The 19,801-nt window shown below is 64.3% G+C and carries 21 protein-coding genes; 15 read left to right on the forward strand and 6 right to left on the reverse strand.

Features of this window, described 5'->3' with window-relative positions; all coding sequences use genetic code 11:
• Positions 1–417: 417 nt before the first annotated feature.
• Complete coding sequence (locus tag QM685_RS21845; protein WP_415119220.1) at positions 418–1,146, forward strand: J domain-containing protein; 729 nt, start codon at positions 418–420, stop codon at positions 1,144–1,146.
• Between the two features lie 235 nt (positions 1,147–1,381).
• Positions 1,382–1,903, forward strand: a complete 522-nt coding sequence (locus QM685_RS21850; protein ID WP_415119222.1) for a low molecular weight phosphatase family protein — start codon at positions 1,382–1,384, stop codon at positions 1,901–1,903.
• Between the two features lie 13 nt (positions 1,904–1,916).
• On the opposite strand, the gene QM685_RS21855 is transcribed toward QM685_RS21850, so the two are convergent.
• Complete coding sequence (locus tag QM685_RS21855) at positions 1,917–2,243, reverse strand: H-NS family nucleoid-associated regulatory protein (protein ID WP_415119224.1); 327 nt, start codon at positions 2,241–2,243, stop codon at positions 1,917–1,919.
• Positions 2,244–3,046: 803 nt separating this feature from the next.
• Between QM685_RS21855 and QM685_RS21860 the strand changes: the two genes are divergently transcribed.
• On the forward strand, positions 3,047–3,352 hold the full coding sequence (locus tag QM685_RS21860) for a hypothetical protein (RefSeq protein WP_415119226.1): 306 nt from the start codon (positions 3,047–3,049) through the stop codon (positions 3,350–3,352).
• 99 nt (positions 3,353–3,451) lie between these two features.
• Here the strand turns inward: QM685_RS21860 and QM685_RS21865 are convergent, their stop codons facing one another.
• A complete protein-coding gene (locus QM685_RS21865; protein WP_415119228.1) occupies positions 3,452–3,730 on the reverse strand; it encodes a hypothetical protein in 279 nt (92 codons plus the stop codon).
• Between the two features lie 370 nt (positions 3,731–4,100).
• Here QM685_RS21865 and QM685_RS21870 point away from each other — a divergent pair, with 370 nt between their 5' ends.
• From QM685_RS21870 to QM685_RS21895, 6 genes are all read left to right on the forward strand, one after another.
• Entirely contained in the window at positions 4,101–4,631 is a 531-nt protein-coding gene (locus tag QM685_RS21870; RefSeq protein WP_415119230.1) for a low affinity iron permease family protein, read from the forward strand.
• A gap of 559 nt (positions 4,632–5,190) precedes the next feature.
• Positions 5,191–5,805, forward strand: a complete 615-nt coding sequence (locus QM685_RS21875) for a copper-binding protein (protein WP_415119232.1) — start codon at positions 5,191–5,193, stop codon at positions 5,803–5,805.
• Positions 5,806–5,845: 40 nt separating this feature from the next.
• Complete coding sequence (locus QM685_RS21880; protein ID WP_415119234.1) at positions 5,846–6,082, forward strand: DUF2964 family protein; 237 nt, start codon at positions 5,846–5,848, stop codon at positions 6,080–6,082.
• Positions 6,083–6,255: 173 nt separating this feature from the next.
• Positions 6,256–7,008: an SDR family NAD(P)-dependent oxidoreductase gene (locus tag QM685_RS21885; RefSeq protein ID WP_415119236.1), complete on the forward strand. Its 753-nt coding sequence runs from the start codon at positions 6,256–6,258 to the stop codon at positions 7,006–7,008.
• A gap of 51 nt (positions 7,009–7,059) precedes the next feature.
• Complete coding sequence (gene rhmD, locus QM685_RS21890) at positions 7,060–8,238, forward strand: L-rhamnonate dehydratase (protein ID WP_415119238.1); 1,179 nt, start codon at positions 7,060–7,062, stop codon at positions 8,236–8,238.
• A gap of 57 nt (positions 8,239–8,295) precedes the next feature.
• On the forward strand, positions 8,296–9,078 hold the full coding sequence (locus QM685_RS21895; protein WP_415119240.1) for an SDR family NAD(P)-dependent oxidoreductase: 783 nt from the start codon (positions 8,296–8,298) through the stop codon (positions 9,076–9,078).
• Positions 9,079–9,097: 19 nt separating this feature from the next.
• Here the strand turns inward: QM685_RS21895 and QM685_RS21900 are convergent, their stop codons facing one another.
• Entirely contained in the window at positions 9,098–10,099 is a 1,002-nt protein-coding gene (locus tag QM685_RS21900) for a LysR family transcriptional regulator (protein ID WP_415119242.1), read from the reverse strand.
• Between the two features lie 142 nt (positions 10,100–10,241).
• Between QM685_RS21900 and rhaM the strand changes: the two genes are divergently transcribed.
• The 6 genes from rhaM to rhaS all read left to right on the forward strand — a co-directional run bounded on the left by rhaM (position 10,242) and on the right by rhaS (position 16,358).
• Positions 10,242–10,565, forward strand: a complete 324-nt coding sequence (gene rhaM, locus QM685_RS21905; protein ID WP_415119244.1) for an L-rhamnose mutarotase — start codon at positions 10,242–10,244, stop codon at positions 10,563–10,565.
• Positions 10,566–10,679: 114 nt separating this feature from the next.
• Complete coding sequence (locus tag QM685_RS21910; RefSeq protein WP_415119246.1) at positions 10,680–11,573, forward strand: amidohydrolase family protein; 894 nt, start codon at positions 10,680–10,682, stop codon at positions 11,571–11,573.
• Between the two features lie 105 nt (positions 11,574–11,678).
• On the forward strand, positions 11,679–13,208 hold the full coding sequence (locus QM685_RS21915) for a sugar ABC transporter ATP-binding protein (protein ID WP_415119248.1): 1,530 nt from the start codon (positions 11,679–11,681) through the stop codon (positions 13,206–13,208).
• Positions 13,205–14,263, forward strand: a complete 1,059-nt coding sequence (locus tag QM685_RS21920) for an ABC transporter permease (RefSeq protein WP_415119250.1) — start codon at positions 13,205–13,207, stop codon at positions 14,261–14,263. Before QM685_RS21915 ends, QM685_RS21920 begins: the two co-directional genes overlap by 4 nt.
• Complete coding sequence (locus QM685_RS21925) at positions 14,256–15,287, forward strand: ABC transporter permease (protein WP_415119252.1); 1,032 nt, start codon at positions 14,256–14,258, stop codon at positions 15,285–15,287. Before QM685_RS21920 ends, QM685_RS21925 begins: the two co-directional genes overlap by 8 nt.
• 60 nt (positions 15,288–15,347) lie before the next feature.
• A complete protein-coding gene (rhaS, locus tag QM685_RS21930) occupies positions 15,348–16,358 on the forward strand; it encodes a rhamnose ABC transporter substrate-binding protein (RefSeq protein WP_415119254.1) in 1,011 nt (336 codons plus the stop codon).
• 1 nt (position 16,359) lies between these two features.
• Here rhaS and QM685_RS21935 read toward each other — a convergent pair whose 3' ends face one another.
• The 3 genes from QM685_RS21935 to QM685_RS21945 form a co-directional block, all read right to left on the reverse strand.
• Complete coding sequence (locus QM685_RS21935; protein WP_415119256.1) at positions 16,360–17,559, reverse strand: CmpA/NrtA family ABC transporter substrate-binding protein; 1,200 nt, start codon at positions 17,557–17,559, stop codon at positions 16,360–16,362.
• Between the two features lie 7 nt (positions 17,560–17,566).
• On the reverse strand, positions 17,567–18,142 hold the full coding sequence (locus QM685_RS21940; protein WP_415119258.1) for an ANTAR domain-containing response regulator: 576 nt from the start codon (positions 18,140–18,142) through the stop codon (positions 17,567–17,569).
• A 211-nt stretch (positions 18,143–18,353) separates the two neighbouring features.
• A complete protein-coding gene (locus QM685_RS21945; RefSeq protein ID WP_415119260.1) occupies positions 18,354–19,604 on the reverse strand; it encodes a cyanate transporter in 1,251 nt (416 codons plus the stop codon).
• Positions 19,605–19,801: the final 197 nt, after the last annotated feature.

Consider the following 19,801-nt stretch of genomic DNA (forward strand, 5'->3'; position numbering starts at 1 on the left):
GGCGTGGCGTGGCGCGTGCGGAACGCATGCGGCTCTCGCTGCACGGCGGCATGCGGACCGGCCGCGACGAACCCGACTTTGAAGCGTCATCTTAATGACCGGCCGCCGCGCGGCTAAGCGACTTTTTGTTCTAACGATATAACCGCGCATCGCCCCACATGGCAGCGGGCGCACGGCAGGCTCGCACGGCAATGCACATGAACGCGCGGCCGATAAGCATATGGCGAACCGTTGGTTGGGCACGCGTCGAGCGGCGGCTATGATGAATCCGTCTCCTCCATGACATCTCCTTTGACATGGGACTCGGCCTCGCTGCGTCAATAGCGAGGCCTTTTTTTCGCCATCTGTTTGTCCGGTGTCGGCCGCTTCCGGCGTGCTACGATGCCCGCCTGGATTCCCGGCGAGATCGAGCAAAGAATGGCAACCCTGTATGACACGCTCGGCGTGCACGCGCACGCCACCGACGAAGAAATCAAGCGGGCCTACCGGAAAGCGGCGATGAAGTGGCACCCCGACCGCAATCACGGTGCCGAAGACGTCGCGCGCGCCACGTTTCAGGAAATCAAGGACGCGTACGCGATCCTCTCCGACGCCGAGCAGCGCAAGGTCTACGACAAGGTCTACGCCGAGCAGATGCGCGAGTGGGAAGCGCAGCACGCGCGCCGGCAACGGGCGCAAGCGAAGCGCGAGGCGGCGGCGCGCGCGGCCGACGAAGCGGCCTATGCGGAGATGGTATCGATCGCGATCCGGTTCGCCGACGAAGGCCACAACCGCGACGTGTTGTTCGGCGTGCTGCTCGGGCGGCAATGCGAACCGCGCCGCGCGGCGCAGATTGCGGACAGCGTGGCGGCGTTGCAGGCGGCGCGCCGCGAAGAGGCCGAGGACGCGAAAAAAGCGCCGGCCGGGAAGAGGGCTGCGAAGCATGCCGCGAATAACGCCGCGAAGAATGCGACAGCGGAGGACGCGCCGCCCGTGAATGCGACAGCCGGCTCGGCCTCGACGAGCACGCATCAGGCCGCCGGTCACGACGCGCCGCAATCCACGTCCGCGCACCACGCGAAACCCGACGAACCGGCTGGCGACGCGCATCCGGCGAGTACGCTCGGCAATCTCTGGTTCCAGTTTCTGAACAGCCTGAAGTTGTGACGTATCGCGTCGTTCACGTCATCTGTCGCAAATATCGACAGGCTAATGTAAGACTTCTTTTGCGCTGGTACACTGCGCATCGTTCGCAGTTCGTTGGGTTCTGTGCCCGTGAATCGGGATTCCTGATGCGAATTCCCGTGGCGCAAAAATGGAGGCGTCATGGTGTCACGGGGGCGCAAGACGGAACCGGCAAAATGCGGTCCGGAAACCAATAAAAACAAGGTACGGGGAAAGCGTGACCAGAAAATACAAGGTGCTGTTTCTTTGCCGGGACAATTCGATTCGCAGCCTCATGGCGGAAGCCTTGCTGCGTGAACTGGCGGGACACCGTTTCGACGCATTCAGCGCGGGCCCGGAGCCGTCCGCGCGAATTCATCCGCTGGCGGCCGCGCAATTGCAGCCGGGCATTTCCGGGCGCGCGATGCTGAGCCCGAAGAGCTGGCTCGAATTCACTGGAGAATGGGCGCCGCGCATGGACGTCGTGATCGCGCTGGACGAATCCGTCGGCGGGCGTCATGCGCCGGGATTTCCCGGCGAGCCGTTGTTTCTCGATTGGGTTATTGCCGATCCGCACGCGGACGGTGTGCCCCATGACGAACTGGTGCGTCTTTTCGACAAGACTTTCTGGCAGATCGTGCGGCAGGTCAGCGCGTTTATCGAACTACCGCAATATGCGGCGAACGCCGTGAGCAACGCAAAGCCGATGCGCGGCAACGCGGCTCATTTCGACGTCACCGTCGTTTCTCCCGCATCGTAAAGCGGGCTCGCGCTTACCGGCTATTCGAGCGCGCGAGCGGCGTTCCGGCGAACGGGTCGTTCGACCAGTCCACCGCCTTTTTCGGTTGAGGGGCGGGCACGGGCTTCGGCGACAATTCGAAGTGCTCGATTGTCTGCCCCGCGCTGATGGCCTGCTTCAACCATTGAGGCATTTCGCCGTTGCCGTCCCAACTGTCCCCGGTCGCATTGCGATAGCGCTCGCCCTTTTTCGCCATCGACTCGGATGCGAGCGCGGCGGCAAGGTCTTCTGGTTTGATACCAAACTCTTCCATACGATGGCGGAGATAGGCAATCATGCTATCCCGCTTCCTTTCGTCCATAAGATATTCGTCCTTCTAAAACGTCCAGCGTTCTGTCAATTACAGATTGCAAACAAAAGCTGCGAAGCATCGAGCCCAAACAGATGGGGCCGGCCCGCGAGAGGGGTGTCGGTTGAAGGAAATGCCATGAGCCGCGTTAAAAAACGTTGCTCCCGGAACTGCAATACGCGCCCTATGCCAAAGCGGCCTGCGCCAAAAGCGGCCGCGTAAAAAATCGACCATCAACTGAATGTCTCAATCAGCAAATATTTCAGCATGTCGCAGCGCGGCAAACGAGGCCGGTAAGCCTGAGGTCCGCGATGAAAAATTCTTTGTCTCAATGCATGGATTGCGAATGGCTGGAGTTACTCCCACGCTTTCCGTCGGTCATCGGACTTCACCGATGCGCGGGCGCTGCTTTTTGTGCTTTATGACGACATCATAACGCAACACGCGCACAAAGCGCGCTTTGTCTACACTGATTTTGTCGGCGAATGCGGTTTATCGAACGGTGTTGACATCTGGCCACACTCGCGGAACCCCCGGATTGAATTCCCGGCTTCGCGAACTATAAAAGAACTACCGAAAAACTGCGCAACGCAGACCTGTTGCCCGCCCACCGCCGCCGGTTCCCGCGACGCGCAAACGCGTCCCCCGCCGGCTGCGAGCGAGGTAATTCTTCATCCGTTTAGTTCGATGACCCGTCGCGGCAGTGGCGCATTGGCATCGACCGTTCTTCGGCCCCGCCTGGGGAGATCTGGCTGTTCGCGGATCAATTCTTCTGGAGGACGAAAACTGCTGCGCCGGATCCGAGGAGTCCGGAAATGAAAGTACGTGTATTGATGGTTGCCGCCAGCGCCGTTCTGTTTCTCGCGCCGAGAACGGCCACCGCCGCGGAATTGAGCGGCCAGCCGGACGCCGGCATGTCGGGCCGCGCGGTGATGCAGCAGAACGCAAACGAATCGGCGCAAGCCACCACCGACGTGTCGCTCGGCCAGGGCTGGCAGCCGCGGCAAGGCGTGGAGGATGCGTCGTACGGCGGCGTGGCGGCGGGGCAGTCGGAGGCGGGCGGCAAGTGGAATCAGTCGTGCGCCGCCGGGTCCGGGTGCAAGGTTTATTTTGGCCAGTGAGCGCCCGAGGAGCGATTCGGGGGCGGGAGCGGGGCGCGGCAAAGGTGCTGTTGGAAGCGCATGACAGAAAGCAGAAAGCGCCGCGCTCCGCCCGACTTCTCACGCAAGCGCGATGTCCCGCATCGCGGAGGCAGGGCGCTCGCCCAGGCGCGCGACGATGTCCTCGACACCGCACGCCGCGTCGTTCGTCCCCGCTGCCTCGTAGTAGCCGCGGAATTCATCGAGCAATGCACGCCATGACGCGTGCCAGCGCGTTTCCCTGACGCACACGCCCGACGGATCGGCGATGCGCAATACGCCGTTGTCCGGGTAGAACGTCAGCGTGACGAGCCGGCCGTCGATTACGCAGGCGGCGGTGCAGGGGCGGGTGGTAACCATGAGTGATGTCCTTGAATAACGAATGAGTTGGCCCGGATGCTGACGCGGGCGACAGCAAGCGCTGTACCTGTGTTGTGTGCGCTGAAGTTGCGCGGTTTTACCCCACTTCTCTTCACATGCTTTACGGCAATTGCTCGAGCCGAATAAAGCGGTATTCGAAGTATTCCAGCGATTCACGACAATTTTTTGTATCGGCCGGTGCGCATTGCATTACGCGGTACGGTGGCAACCCACGGTGTCAACCATTAGGGGTTTTTACTCAACTATTGCCTGATATCGCTGACGGAAGGACCTCGAGAGGTGTAAAAAGCGCGCATGGGCACGCAATATGCTCTCTCGCGGTGCAAAGCATCACTTCATGGAGGCAGCCATGCGCGACGACGCGGCACAGGTTTCATCTGCGGACAGCCTCGACACCGTGCCGGACACGTCGAGTCCGGCCTATGCGGTCACGCATCCGGTCGCGCGCGCGTTCGATGCATTCGCCAGCTCGGTGACGCGGCTGGCCGGTTCGCCGGTCGCATTCGGCATCGCGGCGATCACGGTATTCGTCTGGGCGGTCACCGGGCCGCTCTTTCATTTCTCCGATGGCTGGCAACTGGTCATCAATACGGGCACGACGATCGTCACGTTCCTGATGGTTTTTCTGATCCAGCAGAGTCAGAACAAGGACAGTGTCGCCGTGCATCTGAAGCTCAACGAACTGCTCGCTTCGCATCGTCAGGCGAACAATCAGTTGATCGGTATCGAGGACGCCTCGGAGGACGATCTTCGCCGCCTCGCGGCCGCCTATTTGCAGCTCGCGGCGAAGGCGGCCGGCGCGGGTAATCAGCAGGAAAGTGTCGACGTGGATGCGTCGGTGGAGAAGATGCCGAAGCCTGCCGAGAACAATGGCGAATAACTACGGCTTTGCTTCGCATGCATTTTTTCGGGCCAGGCGAATGGCGAAACCGCCATAACGATTTGAAGCAACGAGGTTCGATAATGCGCGAATTACGGCCCATCGTGGCTTCCCTTGCCATTCCTTTACACGTTTGCTAGCATCCCCGAGACAGTTCGAAATAGCCATAACGTCGTCAATTTCCGGGCTTGCATCACGCGGGCCGTGCGGTACATATCCTTGCGAGGAACGTGTTATGGCGAGTCACCTACCCGTCCACTGAACATCACTGAACATCCATCCAGGGTCGTTCACGGCCAGTCCGCTCAGCTATTGCAGCGGGCATCAGAGCATGCGTTTTCAAGTTTTTTCATCACGATTATCCGGCACGTCATGCAAAACCCGCCTTTGTGTTTTGGGTTCAAAGCGAAGGCGGATTCGATAAAAACGATTAGCTGGCCGTTCCTTTCCTGATAGCAGTACTGTGCCGTTTTCCGAGTCATTGTTTTAAGCCGTCCGGTTTCCGGGAGGCGGGCGCGCGGCCCGCCAATACCAACGACGCAATCAAAAGGAGAATTCCATGGCTTGCAATACATCGGGTTCGGGGCGCGTGCGAATGAAGGCCATCACGATGGCGCTGGGGATTCTCGTCGCGGCGGCGGGTCCGGCCGTCGCGCAGGTGAGCGCCGCGCCGGCCTCGGAACCGCAGGCGATCGGCGCGGCGGCATTGCTGCACGTGCGGGCGCGCGTCGTCGCCATCGATCCCGCGACGAACAGCGTGACGCTGCGCGGTCCCCGGGGCGGCGAGGAAACCTTCGACGTGAACCCGCAGGCCGCGGACGTAAGCAAGCTGCACATCGGCGATATCGTGACGATCGCATACAAGAAGGCGGTGTTGATCGGGGTCGACAAACTTGCGCCGAATGGTATCCGTCAGCGCGTCGATACTGAAGTGACGCAGCCGGCGTCCAACGGCGTCGTTGCATCGGCGCGTCGCGTCGAGGTGGTGGCGACGGTGCGCAAGATCGACCGGAAGAATCGCACGGTCACGCTGCGCGGTCCGACGCGCACCGAAACGCTCGACGTGGCGCCTGAGATTCCGTTGGAAAAGCTCAAGGTGGGCGACTCGGTTCGGGCCGTGTTCGTTTCCGCGGCGGCGTCGTCGGTGTCGCGGGGCGGCGCCGAGGTCAAGTGAAGTTCCAGCGCGGTCACTGCGTCGCGCGAAGGAGCAGGGAATGGAACAGAAGGAATCGAAATCCACTGCCGAATCGGAGCGCAGGAGACTCATTCGCAGCAAGATCCACGTCGGCCTCGCCGCGTTAGGCACATTATCGGCGGTCGCGGGAATCGGCGTGGTGATCAACGGCGGCCTGTACTTCAACCGGACCAAGGTGCTGGTCGGTGTCGGCATCATCGTCGTGTCGACCATTCTTTATATCTCGATGCTTTTCGTTGCGGCCGATGATGATTGATGGCGGCCTGCGAGGCCAGCCAGATCAATCGATCCACTTTTGCTATCGCCTCCTCCGATACTCGAATTGTTGGCGCATCGCAGCGCCCGTATATTGACTGGACAGTCAGCACGGACAGCAGCGATACAACAACCCGATGGCGCGCCGCAACGGCCGTCCACAGGAGCACAGCAATGAATCGGATCGATCTGGAGGGGCGCACGGTCGTCATTACCGGCGGCGCGCGCGGCATCGGCTACGCGGTCGCGCAGCGCGCGTTGAACTCGGGTGCGTCGGTTGCGTTATGGGACGTCGATGGCGAACGCCTCGCGCGCAGCCAGCGCGAGCTCGGCGAACTCGGCAAGGTCAGCGCCGTCACGGTCGAGCTGACCAGCGAAGCCGCGGTCGCGCAGGCGACCGCGCAAACCGTCGCCGGGCATGGCGCGATCGACGTGCTGATCAACTGCGCGGGCATTACCGGCGGCAACGGCACGACGTGGGAGCTCGAGCCCGACGTGTGGCGCCGCGTGATCGACGTGAACCTGATCGGCCCTTATCTGACCTGTCGGGCAGTCGTGCCGCAGATGCTGAAGCAGGGCTATGGCCGCATCGTCAATATCGCGTCGGTGGCGGGCAAGGAGGGCAATCCGAATGCCTCGCACTACAGCGCCTCGAAAGCGGGCTTGATCGGCCTGACCAAATCGCTCGGCAAGGAACTCGCGACGAAGAACATTCTCGTCAATGCGGTCACGCCGGCCGCGGCCAAAACCGAGATCTTCGATTCGATGTCGCAGCAGCATATCGACTACATGCTGTCGAAGATTCCGATGAATCGTTTTCTTCTGCCGGAAGAAGCGGCGTCGCTGATTCTGTGGCTGGCTTCCGAAGACTGCGCGTTCAGCACCGGTTCGGTGTTCGACCTGTCCGGCGGTCGCGCCACCTATTGAGCGACCGCGCATAGTCGAGCTGCTTCGACGCATCCTTCACGGAGCCCATTCATGGCCATGCCTACCATCCGGCACGTGCGTGCCTTCATCGTTCGCGGCGGCGGCGCGGACTATCACGACCAGCCCGGCGGACACTGGATCGACGATCACATCGCGACGCCGATGGCGCGTTATCCCGAGTATCGCCAGAGCCGCCAGTCGTTCGGCATCAACGTGCTCGGCACGCTGGTCGTCGAGATCGAGGCGAGCGACGGCACGGTCGGCTTTGCGGTGACGACCGGCGGCGAAATCGGCGCGTTCATCGTCGAGAAGCATCTCGCGCGCTTTCTCGAAGGGCAGCTCGTGACCGACATCGAGAAGATGTGGGATCAGATGTACTTTGCGACGCTCTACTATGGGCGCAAGGGCGTCGTGCTCAATACGATTTCCGGTGTCGATCTCGCGCTGTGGGATCTGCTCGCGAAAGTGCGCAAGGAACCCGTGTACCAGCTATTGGGCGGTCCCGTGCGCGACGAGCTGGAGTTCTATGCGACCGGCGCGCGCCCCGATCTCGCGAAGAAAATGGGCTTCATCGGCGGCAAGCTGCCGTTGCGGCACGGTCCCGCCGAGGGCGACGCCGGCCTGCGGCAGAACCTCGACAGGCTTGCCGACATGCGCGGCCGCGTCGGCGACGACTTCTGGCTGATGTACGACTGCTGGATGAGCCTCGACGTGCGCTATGCGACGCGGCTCGCGCAAGGCGCGCATGAATACGGCCTCAAGTGGATCGAGGAATGCCTGCCGCCCGACGATTACTGGGGTTACGCCGAACTGCGCCGCAACGTGCCGCGCGGCATGATGGTGTCCACCGGCGAGCACGAGGCGACGCGCTGGGGCTTCAGGCTGCTGCTCGAAATGCAGTGCTGCGATCTGATCCAGCCGGACGTGGGCTGGTGCGGCGGCATCACCGAGCTGATCAAGATTTCCGCGCTCGCCGATGCGCACAATGTGATGGTGGTGCCGCACGGATCGTCGGTGTACAGCTATCACTTCGTCGTGACGCGTCACAACTCGCCGTTCTCCGAGTTCCTGATGATGGCGCCGAACGCCGACCAGGTCGTGCCGATGTTCAATCCGCTGCTGCTCGATGAACCGGTGCCGGTGAACGGCCGGATGAAGGTGCCGGACACGCCGGGTTTCGGCGTGCGGCTCAATCCCGAATGCACGCTGATGCGGCCGTATCAGCACTGAACACGTCGAGCGCATCGACCCTGCGCCGAACGGCGAACCCCCGCAAAGGAGAATGACGTGCTGCTCAAGGACAAGGTCGTGATCGTCACCGGCGGCTCGCGCGGCATCGGCCGCGCAATCGCGGTGGCCTGCGCGCGCGAGGGCGCGGACGTGGCGATCAACTACTGGGGCGATAACGACGCATCCTATGGACGCCGCCCGGCCATCGCGGAAGTGGTCGGCGAAATCGAGGCGTTGGGGCGGCGCGTGATCGCGGTGGAAGGCAACGTCGCCGCGCGCGACACGGGTCAGGAACTGGTGCGCCGCGCGGTCGACGCGTTCGGCAAGGTCGACGTGCTCGCGAGCAATGCCGGCATCTGTCCGTTTCACGCGTTTCTCGACATGCCGCCGGACGTGCTCGAATCGACGGTGGCGGTCAATCTGAACGGCGCGTTCTACGTGACGCAGGCCGCCGCGCAGCAGATGAAAAAACAGGGCACCGGCGGTGCGATCGTCGCGACGAGTTCGATCAGCGCGCTGGTTGGCGGCGCGATGCAGACGCATTACACGCCGACCAAGGCCGGCGTGCATTCGCTGATGCAGTCGTGCGCGATTGCCTTGGGGCCGTTCGGCATCCGCTGCAATTCGGTAATGCCGGGCACGATCGCGACGGACCTCAATGCCGAAGATCTCGCCGACGAGGCGAAGAAAGCCTACTTCGAGAAGCGCATTCCGCTCGGCCGCCTGGGCCGGCCGGACGACGTCGCCGATTGCGTGGTGTTTCTCGCGTCGGACCGTGCGCGCTATGTAACAGGCGCCGCGCTGCTGGTGGACGGCGGCCTGTTCGTGAACCTGCAATAAGCGGCGCGCGATGCCGCCGTCAATTGATCGTTGCGGGCGAGGCCGGCGTATCCGGCGTGGAAGTGTCGATCAGGTTGTCGCGCGTGAGATTGCGCGAGAAGCCGCGCAGCAGTTCGATCAGACGCAGCGCCGGTTCGGCGAGCGGTTCTTCCTTGCGCGTGAGAATGCCGAACCCCGCGAGGCTCTTGCCGATTTCGAGCGGCAATGCGACGAGCAATCCGCCGCGCACGTGATCGCGCACGACCGATTCCGGCAGCATCGCAACCGCATCGTAATTTTCGAGCAGTTGCAGCGTCGCGAAGATCGACGCGCATTCGGTCAGATTGACCGGCGTCGCGAGCCCCGCGCGTGCGAGTTCTTCCTCGAACAGCACGCGCGCCGGACTCGTCACCGGTTGCGCGACCCACGGCCAGTCGACCAGTTCGCGCAACGTGATGCGTGTGCGCCGCGTGAGCGGATGCACGGCGCGTACGACGAGCAGCAGCGTTTCGCGCGCGAGCGGTTCGAAACTGAAATCGTTGTGCTGGAGGGGACTGGTCAGGCGCCCGAGCGCGAGATCCACTTCGCGGCGATGCAGCAATTGCACGACCTGATCGCTGGTTTCGCCGAGAATGCGCACGTTGAGCAGCGGGCTTTCGGTCTTCAATGCGGCGACGGACATCGCGAGCAGATCGGGTGCGGCGCCCATGATCGCGCCGACGGTCAACTGACCATGCCCGCCGCGGCGCTTGACTTCGAGGTCTTCGGCGAAGCGCGTCAGCTCGGCCAGCGCGCGCCGCGCGTAAGCGAGCGTAACGACGCCGAGCGGCGTGGGTGTCATGCCGCGCGCATTGCGCTCGAACAGCAGGAAGCCGAAGGCTTCCTCGATATCGCCGAGCATGCGGCTCGCGCTGGGCTGCGCGACGTTGACGGCCTCGGCGGCCTGGTGGAGATTGCGGGTGTCGTCGAGCGCGACGAGCAGGGCGAGGTGCTTGAACTTGAGCCGGTTGACGAGTGCGACGGCGGCTGAATGTTGGCTCATGGTCCCGGTGCGATTCGGTTTGTGGATCGCCCAATCCCAACAACGGATTGAGATGCTATCGATGGCGGAATTATAGTCATTCCAGCCGCTTCACCGGGAAAGCGACGAATAGTCAGAACTACCATCTTGGAGACAGGCCGCAATGGAGACAATCGCTTTCCGGATGGTGCTCAACCCCGGCATGCGCGAGGAATACGAACGGCGTCACGCGCAGATCTGGCCCGAGCTCGTTGACGCGTTGCACAACGCCGGGGTGCGCGATTACAGGATCTTCTTCGACCCGGACACCCACCATCTTTTCGCGGTGCTCGCGCGCACCAGCAATCACACAATGGACCAGTTGCCGCAACTCGAGGTAATGCGCAAATGGTGGGATTACATGGCCGACATCATGCAGACCGCGCCGGATCATACGCCGCTCTCGCAGACGCTCGAACCGGTCTTTCATCTGAAGTCGCTGCGCTGACGGATTGCCGGCGGTTGGCTGACAGCCGCCGAATGGCGGTCCGCGAGGCGCCGCAAGAACGAACAAATCTCACGAACAAAGCTCGAAACGCTTTTCACCCGACGAAGGTGCCGCATGCAGGTTGTCGATTCGCATATCCATTTGTGGGATCTGAAAACGCATCGCTATCCGTGGCTGGAGAACCCCGGTGTGTCGTTCGTCGGCGATGCGCGCGATCTGCAGCACGACTATCTGCTCGACGATCTGCTTGGTGAAGCGGGCGATATCGACGTGCTGAAACTCGTGCATGTCGAGGCGAATCACGATCCCGCCGACCCAGTCGAGGAAACACGCTGGCTGCAATCGATTGCCGATCGCGATGGAGCGCGCGGCATGCCGAATGCAATCGTCGCCGCGGTGGATCTTGCCGCGCCGAATGCGCCCGCGCTGCTCGAAGCGCACGCGTCGTTCGCGAATACGCGCGGCATCCGGCAGATCCTCAACGTGCACGAGAACAAACTGTTCGATTACGTCGGCCGCCATTTCATGCGCGAGCCGCAATGGCGCGAGCATTTCGCGCTGCTGCGCCGCCATGACCTGTCGTTCGATCTGCAACTGTATCCGTCGCAGATGGACGAGGCGGCCGCGCTCGCGCGCGAGCATGCCGACACGCTTTTCATCGTCAACCATGCAGGCATGTTCGTCGACCGCAATAGCGTCGCCGGTTATCGCGCGTGGCGCGACGGCATGCGCACGCTCGCGGCTTGCCCTAACGTCGTGGTGAAGATCAGCGGCCTCGCGATGTTCGATCATCGCTGGACTGTCGAAAGCTTGCGGCCCTATGTGCTCGAAACGATCGACACGTTCGGCGTGGAGCGTGCAATGTTCGCGTCGAACTTTCCGGTCGACCGGCTGTTCGGCTCGTACACGGACTTGTGGCGCGCGTATGCGGCGATCGTCGGCGATGCGAGCGACGCCGAGAAAGAAGCGCTGTTTCGCCGCAACGCGGAACGTTATTACCGCATCTGACGCGGCACGCGAACGTGGACCGACAAGCAACCGCATAAGAGAGACCGCAAGCGCTAACCCGGATCGGCATCTGAAATATTCACTCCGACCGACAGGAGACAGGCAGTGCAGCAATCCCCATCCGCGACGCCGAGACTCGAATTACGGCACGCGAGCAAATCATTCGGCCGCGTGCGCGCGCTGTCCGACGGCGACCTCATCCTGTGGCCGGGCGAAGTGCATGCGCTGCTCGGCGAGAACGGCGCCGGTAAATCGACCGTCGTGAAAATTCTCGCCGGCGTGCATCAACCCGATGCCGGCGAACTGCTCGTGGACGGCACGCCGCGCCGCTTCGCGACACCGGCCGAGGCGCGCGATGCCGGACTCGCCGTGATCTATCAGGAACCGACGCTGTTCTTCGATCTGTCGATCGCGGAAAACATCTTCATGGGCAGGCAGCCGGTCGATCGCTTCGGCCGCATCCAGTACGACGCGATGCATCGCGAAGTGGACGGGCTGCTTTCATCGCTCGGCGTCGAGTTGCACGCCGGTCAACTGGTGCGCGGTCTGTCGATTGCGGACCAGCAGGTGATCGAAATCGCGAAGGCGCTGTCGCTGAACGCGAACGTGCTGATCATGGACGAGCCGACCGCCGCGTTGTCGCTGCCCGAAGTGGAGCGGCTCTTCGCGATCGTGCGCAAGCTGCGCGAGCGCGACGTCGCGATTCTCTTCATCACGCATCGGCTCGACGAAGTGTTCGCGCTGACGCAGCGCGTGACGATCATGCGCGACGGCGCAAAGGTATTCGACGCATTGACCGCCGATCTGAGCACCGATGCGATCGTCGCGAAGATGGTCGGCCGCGATCTGGAAACGTTCTATCCGAAGGCTGATTGCGCGCCGGGCGACGTGCGTCTGTCGGTGCGGGGCCTCACCCGCATCGGCGTGTTCAAGGACGTGTCGTTCGATGTGCGCGCGGGCGAGATCGTCGCGCTTGCGGGCCTCGTCGGCGCGGGGCGCAGCGAAGTCGCGCGCGCGATCTTCGGTATCGATCCGCTCGATGCCGGCGAAGTCTGGCTGGCCGGCAAGCGTCTCGAAACCGGCAAGCCCGCCGCCGCGGTGCGCGCGGGACTCGCGCTGGTGCCGGAGGATCGCCGCCAGCAGGGGCTTGCGCTCGAGCTGAGCATCGCGCGCAACGCGTCGATGACGGTGCTCGGCCGGCTCGTCAGGCACGGCCTGATTTCGACGCGCAGCGAAACGCAGCTCGCGAATCAATGGGGCACGCGCCTGCGCCTGAAGGCGGGCGATCCGAACGCGCCGGTCGGCACGCTCTCGGGCGGCAATCAGCAGAAGGTCGTGCTCGGCAAGTGGCTCGCGACCGGTCCGAAAGTGCTGATCATCGACGAACCGACGCGCGGCATCGACGTCGGCGCGAAAGCCGAGCTGTACAGCGCGCTCGCCGAACTCGTGCGCGAAGGCATGGCGGTGCTGATGATTTCGAGCGAGCTGCCTGAAGTGCTCGGCATGGCCGATCGCGTGCTCGTGATGCACGAAGGCCGTATCAGCGCGGAGATCGCGCGCGCCGACGCGAACGAGGAGCGCATCATGGGCGCCGCGCTCGGTCAATCGCTTTCATCGTTGGGACGGGCAGCATGATGCGCCATTCGTCGACCCATCCCGCGCCGGTCCAGCAGTCGCTCGTGAAGCGCTCCACCGGCGCATCGGGCGGTCTCGTCGCGAGCATCGCGAAGAGCCGCGAGACCACGTTGTTCGTCGTGCTGATTCTGCTGATCGCCGGCACGGGGCTCGCGAAACCGCAGTTCCTGAATCTGCAGAATCTGCGCGACGTGCTGCTGAACGTGTCGATCATCAGCCTGCTGACGGCCGGCATGACGGTCGTGATTCTGATGCGGCACATCGATCTGTCGGTCGGCTCGACGGTCGGTATCAGCGCGTATGCGGTGGGCAGCCTGTATGTCGCGTTTCCGCATATGCCGGTGCCCGTCGCCCTGGTAGCCGGGCTCGCAATCGGACTCGTCGCGGGCGGCATCAATGCGCTGCTCGTCGCGGTGGGGCGCGTGCCGTCGCTGGTCGCGACGCTCTCCACGCTGTACATCTTTCGCGGCGCCGACTACGCGTGGGTGCACGGCGGCCAGATCAACGCGACCAGCCTGCCCGACGCGTATTCGCGCCTGGCGACCGGCACGCTGCTCGGTATCCCGACGCTCGCGCTGATGGCCGTCGTCGTGCTCGCGGGTCTATCGGTGTATCTCAGGCAGTTTCGCGCCGGCCGCGAGCACTACGCGATCGGTTCGAACCCGGAGGCCGCGCGGCTCGCGGGCGTGAACGTCGAGCGTCGCGTGATGGCGGGCTTTCTGCTGTCGGGCGCGATTGCGGGTTTCGCGGGCGCGTTGTGGCTCGCGCGCTTCGGCACCGTCGACGCGAGCACCGCGAAGGGCATCGAATTGCAGGTGGTCGCGGCGGCCGTGGTCGGCAGCGTCGCGATCACCGGCGGCGTCGGCACGATTCTCGGCGCGACGCTCGGCGCGCTGGTGCTCGGCGTGATCAGCATCGCGCTCGTCGTGCTGCACGTGTCGCCGTTCTGGGAGCAGGCGATTCAGGGCGCGCTGATCGTCGCCGCGATCGCCGCCGATACGTTGCTCGCCCGCTCCGTCGCCAAACGCATGATGAGGAAACGCGATCATGGCTAAACCCGATTCCGCGCTGCTCACGCGCAAACGCGAAACGCCGCTGCAATGGGAAGCATTGCTCGTGATCGTGCTGATCGTGTCGCTCGTGCTCGGGCGCTGGCTGTCGCCGGTGTTTCTGAGCGGCGCGAATCTGAGCAACGTGCTCGCCGATCTGACTGAAATCGCGTTGATGGCGCTGCCGATGACGCTGATCATCGTCGCCGCCGAAATCGATCTGTCGGTGGCGTCGGTGCTCGGTGCGTCCAGTGCGTTGATGGGCGTGCTGTGGCACATGGGCCTGCCGATGCCGGTCGTGCTCGTGCTCGTGCTGATCGCCGGCGCACTGGCCGGCTTGCTGAACGGGCTCGTGATCGTCAAGCTCCATCTGCCTTCGCTTGCGGTCACGATCGGTACGCTCGCGCTGTTTCGCGGCCTCGCCTACGTGTTGCTCGGCGATCAGGCGGTCGCGGATTTTCCGGCCGGGTATACGGCGTTCGGCATGAACACGCTCGGCGCGAGCTTCATTCCGTTGCCGTTCGTGATCGTGATCGTCGCGGCGGTGCTGTTCACGGTGCTGCTGCAAGCCACCGCGTTTGGCCGCAGCCTCTACGCGATCGGCGCGAATCCGACCGCCGCCGCGTTTTCCGGCATCGAGGTCGCGAAGATCCGGCTGCGTCTGTTTGTACTGTCGGGCTTCATGAGCGCGCTCGCGGGCATCGTCTACACGCTGCGTTTCACCAGCGCGCGCGGCGATAACGGCGAGGGCTTCGAGCTGTCGGTGATTGCCGCGGTGCTGTTCGGCGGCGTGAGCATTTTCGGCGGACGCGGCTCGATGATCGGCGTGCTGCTGTCGCTGCTGATTATCGGCGTGCTGAAAAACGCGTTGACGCTCGACGACGTGTCGAGCGAAACGCTGACCATCGTGACCGGCGCGCTGCTGCTCGCATCGGTGCTGATACCGAATCTCGTCGCGCGCTGGCGCGCGGCGCGTGACCGGCGTTTCATCGCGAAGTCCGCCGCGGCTTCTTCCTCGTCACCTTCCTGAGTTTCCAACGACCGGCAAGCCGGACCACTCTCTGTCCAACAACAACGCAGGAGACACGTCATGTTCAAACCTCTACGTCACACCGGCACGGTTGCGCTTTGCGCCGCGTTGCTCGCGATAAGCTGCGGCGGCGCGTTCGCCGCGGACCTCAAGAGCGGCCTGAAGATCGCGTTCGTGCCGAAACAGATCAACAACCCGTATGAAGTGATCGCCGACGACGGCGGGCTCGCCGCGATCAAGGAGTTCGGCGGCGTGGGCAAGGCGGTGGGGCCGTCGGATGCGGGCGCGTCGTCGCAGGTGTCGTACATCAACACGCTGATTACGCAGCACCAGGACGCGATCGTGATCGCCGCGAACGACGCGAATGCCGTGGTGCCGTATCTGAAGAAGGCGATGAGCCAAGGCATCAAGGTCGTGACGTTCGACTCGGATACCGCGCCTGAAGGCCGGCAACTGTTCGTCAATCAGGCGAACGCCGAGGGCATCGGCCGGGGCCAGGTGCAACTGGTTTCGAAGCTGATGGGCGGCGAGGGCGAATTCGCGATCCTGTCGGCGACGCCGAATGCAACCAACCAGAACACGTGGATCAAGTGGATGCAGGAGGAACTGAAAAAGCCCGAGTACTCGAAGATCAAGCTCGTCAAGATCGCGTACGGCAACGATGACGATCAGAAGTCGTTCGTCGAAACGCAGGGGCTGTTGCAGGCGTATCCGAATCTGAAGGCGATCGTCGCGCCGACCACGGTCGGGATCGCGGCGGCGGCGCGCTATATCTCGTCGTCGTCGAGCAAGGGCAAGGTCGTGGTGACCGGTCTCGGTACGCCGAACCAGATGCGCGCGTTCGTGAAGAACGGCACCGTGCAGGCGTTCCAGTTGTGGGATCCGAACCAGCTCGGCTATCTCGCCGCGTATGCGGCGGCCGCGCTCGCGTCGGGCCAGATCACGGGTAAGGAGGGTGAAACGTTCGATGCCGGCAAGCTCGGCAAACGCACGATCGGCGCGCAGGGCGAAATCATTCTCGGACCGCCGACCACCTTCGATGCGAGCAATATCGACAAATTCAACTTCTAGGCTATCTCCTGATCGCAAAGCGCCGCGCATAAGCGGCGGACTGCGAACCGCTGCCCCACGTTTCGCCGTCGATCAACCTGCGTTCGATATCCTCGCGAGGCACCGCCACGTTCACCCGCGCGGCGGCCTCGCGATACAACTGCGTCTGATTGATGCGCGCGGCAATCTCGTCGTAATCGCCGCGTGCGTCGATCATCCCCCAGCGCTCGAACTGCGTGAGAAACCACGCGCCTTCGAACGGATGCGGATAGTTGACCGCGCCGCCGTCGAAGAAGCGCATCGGCAGGCGGCGCGGATTCTCCGCATCGGTCTGGTCGCCAAGCCGCGCCGCAATCAGCTTTGCGTCGATGTCGATGTAGTCTGGCCGCGCGAGCCAGTGCGCAATCTCTTCCCGATGTCCCGCGCCGTCGAGCCAGCGGCACGCTTCGAGCACGGTCTGCACGAGCGCGCGCGTCGCGTGCGGATGCGCGTCGACGAAATCGCGCCGGCACGCGAGCACCTTCTCCGGATGCTCGGGCCACACCTCGCTCGTATAAGCGACCGTTCTGCCGACGCCGTGCGCCTCGGCCATCGCATTCCACGGTTCGCCGACACACAGACCGTCGAGCCGGTCGCCGGCGAGCGCGGCGACCATCTGCGGCGGCGGAATCGCGACGCTCTCGACGTCGCGCAGCGGATCGACGCCGTGCGCGGCGAGCCAGTAGTACAGCCACATCGCGTGCGTGCCGGTCGGGAAGGTCTGCGCGAACACCGGCTTGCGGCCGAGCGTCGCGAGCGCGGCGCGTAATGACGCACCTGCGGACCCACCTGCGGACCCGCCTGCGGAATCACCCGCGGCGCCCCGTTCGGCGAGCGCATCGGCGAGACGGTTCGATAGCGTGATCGCCTGGCCGTTGCGGTTGAGCACCATCAGCACGGCCATGTCGGTGCGCGGGCCGCCGAGGCCGAGCTGCACGCCGTAGACGAGACCGTACAGCGTGTGCGCCGCGTCGAGATCGCCGGACAGCAGCTTGTCGCGCACGGCGGCCCATGACGGTTGGCGGCACAGCTCGAGCGTGAGCCCGTGCGCGTGGCCGAATTCGAGCAGCTTCGCGGCGACGAGCGGCGCGGCATCGGCGAGCGCGACGAAGCCGAGCCGCAGATGGGTCTTTTCAGGCGGCCTCGCCAGGGTCGGCGCGGTGACGGAAGTGGCTGGGTTCATGAGCGCTTCATTTGAGCGAGCCGGCCGACGCGACGACCGCGCGCGCGACCTCGGCGAGTTTGACGCCCTGGTTCATCGCGCGTTTGCGCAGACTGGCATAGGCGGCGGGTTCGGTGAGTTTCTGCTGATCCATCAGCAGGCGTTTCGCGCGATCGATCAGCTTGCGCTCCGCGAGCTCGTTCTCCGCTTGCGCGAGGCGCTCGCGCAATTGCGATTCCTGCGCGAAGCGCGCGAGCGCGACTTCGAGGATCGGCGCGAGCCGTCCGATCGCGAGTCCTTCGACGAGATACGCGGTGACGCCCGCGTTGACCGCGTCGCGGATCAACTGCTGGTTCGCGTCGTGGCTGAACATCAGCACGGGACGCGGCGCGGTCGCGTTCATCACCGCAAGCTGTTCGAGCGTGTCGCGCGACGGCGATTCGGTGTCGATGATGATCACGTCGGGCCGCTCGTCCTGCACCGCGCGATGCAGCGCGTCCGGCGTCGCCGTGCCGGCGAGCATCTCGCAGCCTAGCCGGGCGAGGGCGTCGCGCAGATCGCCGATGGGTTTGTCGGTGTCGGTGACAAGGAGAACACGCAGCATGGAGTAAGGGGGAGCGGCAACCGGCTGAGGTAAAGCAATGGCTGTGCCAGTCGGTGTGTTGCAGTGCCTGCCCTGTGGTTGCGATGCTGCTGGCGGGCGCCGCTCGGTCGCACTCGTGGCGCTGCACCGGCACGGGGCACGCAAGTCCTGCGCCGCCCGATGCACCGAAGCGGCGCATCGGGCGATGATGCTTGCCACACTTCCCCGCCCCTCAATGCCCGCGAAGCCAGCGTGAATAACTCCGCGGCGAAAACAGCAGCGTCACCGCGATCATCGCGGCGATGCAACCCGCGAGCATGATCCACGCGGCAACGAAGCCGCCGCTCCAGCTGCGCACGCCGCCGGCCACGAGCGGCGCGACGGCCGCGACGACGAAGCCGATGCCTTGCGTGAACGCAACCAGTTGACCGGTCACGCGATGGTCGGCCGAGTGATCCATCGCGGTCACGAGCGTCAGCGAAAACACGCCGCCGAGCCCCGCGCCCGCGACGCCGACCCACAGCAGCGGCGCGGCATCGGGCAAAACGATCAGACCGAGTACGCCGGCGAGTTGCGCGAGCAACCCGAGCATCAGCCACGGCCGGCGATCGCGGAACGGCGCCGCGGCAAGCGGCAGCAGCAACGCCGAGGCGGCCTGAAATACCGTCATCGCCGCGAGCAGCGAGCCGCTGGCCTCGACGCTCGCGCCGCGCTGCTGATAGAACGCCGGCAGCCACGCGACGAGACTCGTATAGCCGCCGTTGACGATGCCGAAGTACAGGCCGAGCGTCCACGCGCGCCGCGTGATCCACGGCGAGAAAGCCGGCGCGGGCGACACGGCGGAGCCGCCCGTCGCACGGCTATCCGGATGCCGGCGCACCAGCAGCCACCAGCATGCGAGCGCGGCGCAGGCCGGCAGCGCCCACACCGCGAGCCCCGCATGCCACGAATTCGCCGCGCGGCTTACCCACGGACTGAGCCTCGCGCCGAGGCCGCCGCCGCCCATGATCGACGCGGAAAACACGCCCATCGCGAGCGGCACGCGCGCGGGAAAGCGCTGCTTGATGACGGCGGGCAGCAGCGCCTGGATCGCGGCGACGCCGGCGCCCGCGAGCAGCGCCGTCGCGAGCAGCGTGAAGCCGCTCGACGCAACCCAGCGCGCCGCGCAGGCGAGCGCGATCGCGAGCAGGCCGATCGCGACGCCACGCTTTTCGCCGACGCCGCGCGTGAGCGCCGCCGCGCCGAATGCCCCGACGCCCATCGCGACGACCGGCAGACTGGTCAACAGCGACGCGCCGTAGAAGCTGAGGCCGGTGGCGTTGCGAATCGTCGGCATCAGGGGACTGATCGACGTCAGCAACGGGCGCAGATTGATGCCGATCACGACGATCGCGCCGAGCCACACGACGTCGTGCCACGTCAGCGCGGAGCGGACGTGGTCCGCGGAGGGATGGGACGGGCTGGCACTGGGAGGCGAATTCACGGGGGACCTGAAAGTGAAAGAGGGATGCCGTTTTGCGGAGGCGTTGGCGCGGACGTCGAATGAACCGGCGCGCGGAGAACCGGCACTCGCGCTTCCGGATGCCCGACAGACGCGCGGGACATGGACCGGGAAACTTTGCGCAGCCCTTTGCATAACTGGTTTTGGTCAACCATAATAACTTAAAATGGTTAACCATT

The organism is Paraburkholderia sp., from assembly GCF_047605525.1.
In the GTDB taxonomy this organism is placed as follows: Bacteria; Pseudomonadota; Gammaproteobacteria; order Burkholderiales; family Burkholderiaceae; genus Paraburkholderia.